The 6,158-nt window shown below is 70.6% G+C and carries 4 protein-coding genes; all 4 read right to left on the bottom strand.

All coding sequences use genetic code 11. The features are described 5' to 3' along the window. Positions 1 to 65: 65 nt before the first annotated feature. On the bottom strand, positions 66 to 959 hold the full coding sequence (locus V6D00_07185; protein ID HEY9898950.1) for a C1 family peptidase: 894 nt from the start codon (positions 957 to 959) through the stop codon (positions 66 to 68). Between the two features lie 88 nt (positions 960 to 1,047). Further along, positions 1,048 to 2,220, bottom strand: a complete 1,173-nt coding sequence (locus V6D00_07180; GenBank protein ID HEY9898949.1) for an MFS transporter — start codon at positions 2,218 to 2,220, stop codon at positions 1,048 to 1,050. 22 nt (positions 2,221 to 2,242) lie between these two features. Then, on the bottom strand, positions 2,243 to 4,111 hold the full coding sequence (locus V6D00_07175) for an IucA/IucC family protein (GenBank protein ID HEY9898948.1): 1,869 nt from the start codon (positions 4,109 to 4,111) through the stop codon (positions 2,243 to 2,245). After that, the gene (locus tag V6D00_07170) at positions 4,108 to 6,078 is read right to left on the bottom strand and encodes an IucA/IucC family protein (GenBank protein HEY9898947.1); all 1,971 of its coding nucleotides are present in this window, start codon (positions 6,076 to 6,078) and stop codon (positions 4,108 to 4,110) included. Before V6D00_07170 ends, V6D00_07175 begins: the two co-directional genes overlap by 4 nt. Positions 6,079 to 6,158: the final 80 nt, after the last annotated feature.

The following is a 6,158-nucleotide window of genomic DNA, read 5'->3' as shown; positions in this document are numbered from 1 at the left end:
CCAAAACGACGCCCCCTCGCCAGATCTGGCGAGGGGGCGTCGTTTTGGAGTGAATTTTGGTTTGCTTAGATCTTGGGGACGATCGCGAGGCGGACGTGACCCTGCTTGACGTACTCGTAGGGCATGTAGAAGTAGCCGCCGTCGGCCCAGTCGCTGCCCCACGAGTTGCGGACGATGAGGACCTTCTTCTCGTTGTCGTAGCCGGCGGCGATGACCGCGTGGCCGCCCTGGAACTCGTCCTTGGCCGTGGGCATCGGGAGCATGCCGTTCTTGCCGGTCTTGCCGATGCTGCTGTAGACGCGCATCGCGAGCACCACGGGCACCCCGTCGGCCAGGCCCTTGCGGATGGCGCTGAGCTTGGTGACGACCCTGTAGCCGGTCATGACGCGGTTCTTCTTGGCCTTGGTCTCGAGGGCGCTACCCGGCTGGCGCTCGAGGAACTCCTTGCGGGCGGCCTCGTCCTTCTGCTTGGCGGCCTCGAGGTAGGGGAAGTCCTTCTCGGGGGCGCTGCCGTAGGCGTCGAGCATCTTCATCGCGAACTCGGTGGGCACCCCGGTGTCCTGGCCCTTGCCGCCGGTCTGGCGACGCGCCTGGTACCAGAGGTAGGCGGGTGCCTGGGCCTCGTAGCGGCCCTGCTTCTTGAGCAGGAACTCCTGCAGGCCCTTGATGGTGGCGAACGAGGTGCAGGAGCCGAACTGGCCCTGGTTGCCGACGGGGCTGAAGTCCGAGCGCAGATCGACCACCTGGGGCAGTGCGGCCTGGGTGCTGTAGGCCTCGTCCATCTCGACGCCCGGGTCCTTCGAGATGTCGGCGCCGAGGGTGTACTTGAAGGTGGACTTGGCGAGCGAATTGACGCCTTCGCCGTTCTGGACCGAGAGGCCGGGCACGGTCCCGCAGCCCGCGAGGAGGAAGAGGCTCAGCAAGCTGCCGGCGGTCATCTTCGAGATCGTGCGCTTCATCATTGGGGGTGCCGTCCTTTCGTGCCAGAGGGTTCAGATACTGTTATTTCGCCCCTCGCGCCCGAAAGTTTCCCAAGGTGAGGTTAAATCAATCCCATGATTTGGTTAGCTCGGAAGAGATGCGCCAGATCTCGGGCCGCACCAGGAGGACGGTCCCGGTCAGCGCGAGGCTCGCGAGCGCCATGAAGAGGCCCGCCCAGCCGGTGCCGAAGCGCTCGGCGATCCCGCCCACCAGCAAGGTGCCTAGCGGGATGAAGCCCCGGTCCATGAGGGCGATGCTCAGGATCCTGCCGCGCAGCGCGTCCGGGATCGCCCCCTGGAGGGTGATCCGGCTCATGGTGCGGTAGGTCTGGCTCGTGAGGCCCACCAGGAACATGGCGATCACCGCCGGCACCCATCCCTTCGAGAGCATGAAGAGCCCGAGCGAGAGGCCGAAGCCCGCGAGCGACACGATGAGCCACTTGCCCGCCTCCTGTCCCTCGTGGACGACGGCCAGCCGCCCCGCGCCCACCAGCGCCCCCAGCGCCGAGACGCTGAGCAGGCCGCCGAAGGCGGTCGGACCCAGGCCCGTCAGGTCGCGCACGAACAGGGGAAGCATGGCGGTGTAGGGGAAGCCGAAGACCATCGGCGCGATCGCAAGGACCAGGAGCGACTGCACCGTGGGCGCAGCGCGCACGAAGGCGATCGCCTCCTTCACCCCGCCATTCGCCGGGGCCCTTCGCGCGCCGTGCGCGGCGGCCGGGACGAAGAACAGGCTCGCGAGCGCCACCAGGCTGCTGATGGCGTTGAGGGCGAAGAGCCATGGCGCCGGGGCGACGGCGAGCATGCCGCCTGCGATCGCAGGCCCGATCACGCGCGCGAGGTTCATCTGCGCCGCGTTGAGGGCGACGGCCCGCGCCATGCGCCGGGGGGGGACGAGGTTCGGCAACAGCGCGTTGCGCACGGGCGCGTCCATGGCGCTCAAGCAGGCACGAAGCGTCACCACCAGGGTGAAGGCCCCGAAGGCGGCCTGGAGGTGGACGAGCAGGCCGAGCAGGAGGGTGAGCGCTGCGCCGAGCACCTGGATCAGCATCAGGAGCCGCCGCCGGTCGTGGCGATCGGCCATGACCCCGGCCGGCACGCTGAGGGCGAAGACGGGCGCGAGGCGGGCTACGTTGACAAGCGCCAGGTGCAAGGCCGAGTCGGTGAGCTGGAGGGTGGCCCAGTTGAGCGCCACCAGGTCGAGCCAGTCGCCGATCCGCCCGACCAGGCTGCCTGCCATGAAGGCGCGGTAGCCGCGCGCTTCAGCGGTCGAAGGCGGCGAGGGGATTGGGGACGTCGACATAGCAGTAACCGGGGTGGTCGGGGCGCAGGCGCATGGTGGCGAGGGCCTTGTGAGCGACGACGGGCCGGTAGAGCGCCGCGCGGTCCTCCTGGACGGCCGGCACGTCCTCGCGGTTGCGCTCGAGCGCAACCAGGATCCGCTCGGTCACGTCGTGGACGCGCCGCCAGAGGCGCTCCTCGGCGACACCCGCATGGGCGCAGAGCAGCAACACGATCTCGGCCAGGTGGTTCTGGTAGACGGTGTTGAAGACCTTGTTCTGCATCTCGCGCGCGTCGCGCGCCACCGTCACCGAATCCGGGTAGAGCTCCGCCTTCAGGCCGTGGCGCGCGAGGCGAGGCGGGTAGACGCGGACGCCCCCCCAGTCCCGGAAAAGCATCCTGACCGGTTTTGCGCCCTGATCGAAGACCGGCACGCTGTTCTGGAGGTGGCCCTCCAGGCCGATGCCGTAGCGCACCATGAAGGTGAGGTAGCCGCCCAGGCAGATGCTCGCGTACTGTCCCAGAAAGTCGATCGCCGCACGCGTGAGGCTGCGTTCGCCGCTGCTCGCGGCGAACGCGCGCAGGATCTCGACGAGGACGGGCGCTGCGCTCAGGGGGGACTCGGCGTACAGGGCCGAGCCGCTCACGGCGATCTCGCCGGGGCGCACGAGGGCCTCCACGTCCTCGCGCCAGATGGCCGAGAGGTTGCGCAGCTTGAGGGCGCGCCGCGCCGGGTCGGCCTCCTGAGGGTCGGGCCGGAAGCTGACGCCCGCCACCTCGCAGACCGGCACGAAGGTCTCGCGGAGGGTGGGCTCCCGGTCGATGATCGCGCGGATCAGCCGCGTGACCCGCGGGGCGTTCTGGGTGCTCTGGACCGAGATGGAGCGCACCGTCGAGGTCATCTGGCTGTTGACCGCGACCTTGAGGGCGAAAGCGCCCGGGTGCGCGGGGGGCACCACCGTCCGGAACGACGTGGTCGCACGCGCCGGGATGCGCGCCTGTGCGAGCAGGAAGAGGCGCCCGGCTTTCAGGTCGTCGCCGTAGATCGCCTCCAGGGCGTGCGCGGCCTGCCACGGGTGGACCGGAACGAGCACCACCTCGTCGAGCCCGAGCCCCATGGCTTCCAGCTCGCGCCCGGCGCTTCTCGCGAGCTCGGGATGGGCGTTGAAGAGCAGCACGTCGGGCGTGGCTCCGTCGAGAGACGCCCACTCGGCGTGTTCGCGCCGGATGGCCACCAGGCGCAGCTCGGGGGCGCCCTCGAACTCGGGCGAGTAGCGCAGCACGTCGCCTGGCGCCATGTCCAGCTTGGTCTTGGCGCCGGGGTGAAGGTTGTGGCCCTCCACGCAGAGCTGCTCGAAGAACAGGCTCGCGCTGAAGTGCGGATCGGCGGCTTTTCGGGCCAGGGCGTAGCCGAGGGCGTCGCACGCGCCGAACGAGGCCGCGCGGATCTGCTTCTTGCGGCCCTCCCAGTGGGCGTAGGCGAGCGCCTGGTTGGCGCTTGCGTTGTCGAGCTCGCGGGCGAAGCTCCCCCAGGCCAGGTCGGGGGCATGCCCGCGCGCGGCCGCGGCCTCGAGCAGGCCCCCGGCGTCCGGGTATCGCTCGGCGAGGCGCTCGTCCAGCGCCGCGCGCCCGAACGCGTGGCGCCCGCTGATGGGGAGCGAGAGCTCGGCAACCCCCGGCAGCCCCTCTCGGACCAGGGCGGCGGCAAGGCGCAGGAGGGTTCGTTTGCGCGCCTTGGGTAGCGCCGCCAGGTAGGCGGCTCTCAGCTCGGGGGCGCAAGCCCCGAGCGCGTCGAGGAGCCGTGCCTCGTCGGCCGAGAGACAATCGTGCGGCACGAGCCGGCCGATCATGCGACCCCCTCGTGGGCATGCAGGGGATTTTCGACCGGGGCGAAGGTGTAGCGCGTCACGTCGCCCAAGAGGCGCATGGTCGCCATGGCCTTGAGCGCGACGGTGGGAGCGAAGAGGGCGGCCTCGTCGGAGGCTGCTTGCTCGGCGATCGCAGGGTCCTGCTTGAGGCTGGAGTAGACCGAACGGCCCACCTCGGCCACCTGAGTCCAGAGGGCCTCCTCGCGTGGCCCCAGGGCGCGGTGGATGGCCGCTATCACCTCGCCCAGGTGGTTCTGGAAGACGGGGTAGCTCAGCTTGTTGCGAAGCGCCTCCACGTCCCGGGTGACGGTGGCCGATTCCGGATGGAAGGCGACCGTCAGCCCCCGGCGCTCCAGGCGCTCGAGCAGCACCCGGACCCCGCCCAGGTCGCGCACGACGAGCCGGACGGGCGCGCCGTCCTTCAGGACGACCACGCTGTTCTGGAGGTGGCCCTCCATGCTCACGCCGTACCGGCTCATGAGGGTGAGGAAGCCCGGCAGGGCGATCTCGGCGTAGCGCCGGACGAAGGCGATCGCGGCGGCCTCGGGGTCGAGGTGGCCCTCGGCGCGCGCGAAGGCCTCGATGGCCTCGACCACCACGGGGCGCGCCGAGATGGGCGAGCGCGCGATCAGGCTGGAGCCCGCCAGGGCGATCTCGCCCGGGCCCACGTGGTCTTCGGGGTTCTCCCGGAAGAGGGCGGCCAGGCTCTTGCTCGAAGCGTGGCGCGCCTGCTCCGTGAGGGCGGGGTTGCGATCGACGTAGCAGATCCCCGCCTCCTCCTCCAGCACCACGAAGCGGCCGTCGAAGCCTCCCTCGCACGCCTGGATTTCGCCGAGCAGGGCCGAGAGGGCCGGGCCGTTGTGGATCGACTGGGGGGTGATGATCCGCACGGCGCCTGTGAGCTGGACGTCGACGCAGGTCTTGAGGTGGTGCTTGCCCTCGCCCCGGTGCTGGATGGGAGCGAGCGAGCGGAAGGACATGAGCGCTCGGGTCGGCAGGGCCGGGACGTCGAGCGTGACGATCGCGCCCGAGGCGAGGGCCTCGGCGTACATGGAAGGCAGCTTCCGGTCGTGCTGCCAGGGGTGCACGGGGATAAGCTCGTAGGCCGCCGGGGCCAGCCCGCGCTCGGCCAGTTCGCGCTCGGCTGCCTGGACGTGCTCGGGCCACTCGGCGGCTAGCAGCTCGGAGGGTGTCCTGCCGCGGGCGGTGGTCACGCGGCAGGAGGCCTTCTCGACGGCCACCAGGCGCACGAGCGGCTCGGCCCCCCACTCGGGCGAGTGCGCGATGACCTCGGCCGGGGTGAGCCCCAGCTTGATCTTGGCGCCCGGGTGCAGGGGGTGCCCGTCCACCACCCATTGCTCGAAGAAGGCCAGGGGGCTGAAGGTGGCGTCATGCGCCTGGCGGGCACTGGCGAAGCTCAGCGCGTCGCGGGTACCCAGTGCGAGGGCCTCGGCTGCCAGTGAGGCCCGGCGCTCACTCGCACCCGCGAGCGCCAGGGCGTAGTTGGCGGCGCTGTTCTCGAGCTCGCGGGAAAAGCGCGCGAAGCTCGGCGCGTCGCAGGCTTGGCGCAGGATCGGCCGGAAAAGCGCGAGCAAGTGTTCGGGCGCGTCGATGACGGCGCTCCGTCCGGGGGAATGATGGACGATCGGCCCCTCCAGGTCGAAGCGTCCGAGGCTCAGGCGACGCGCGAGGCGCGCCTCGATCCGCTGACGGCCGTCCAGGGTGACGACGAGGCGCGCCGTTGCCTCGAAGCGAACGCGCTCCGGTTCGACCAGCTGCTCGCGCACCAGGGCCTGGAGCAGGCGCCGGGCGATTCCGCGGCGTCCATCGGGGACGTGCGCGAGGAAGGCCTGCACCAGCGCGGGGCGGTGCGCGCTCAGGTGGGTGAGGATGGCGCGCTCCTCGCCCGACAGGGCGAAGGAAGGATCGATCGTCGGCGCGTCGTGCATGGGTTCAACTCCTGACCCCGGGGCCGGGTGTTGCGATTATTCGTCGGAACGCACCGGCGGGCTGCGTTCGCGTCATAGAA

It is taken from the genome of Pantanalinema sp. (assembly GCA_036704125.1).
In the GTDB taxonomy this organism is placed as follows: Bacteria; Cyanobacteriota; Sericytochromatia; order S15B-MN24; family UBA4093; genus JAGIBK01.
Note: the sequence above shows the minus strand (reverse complement) of the source record. Positions and strands in the feature narration are given on the sequence as shown.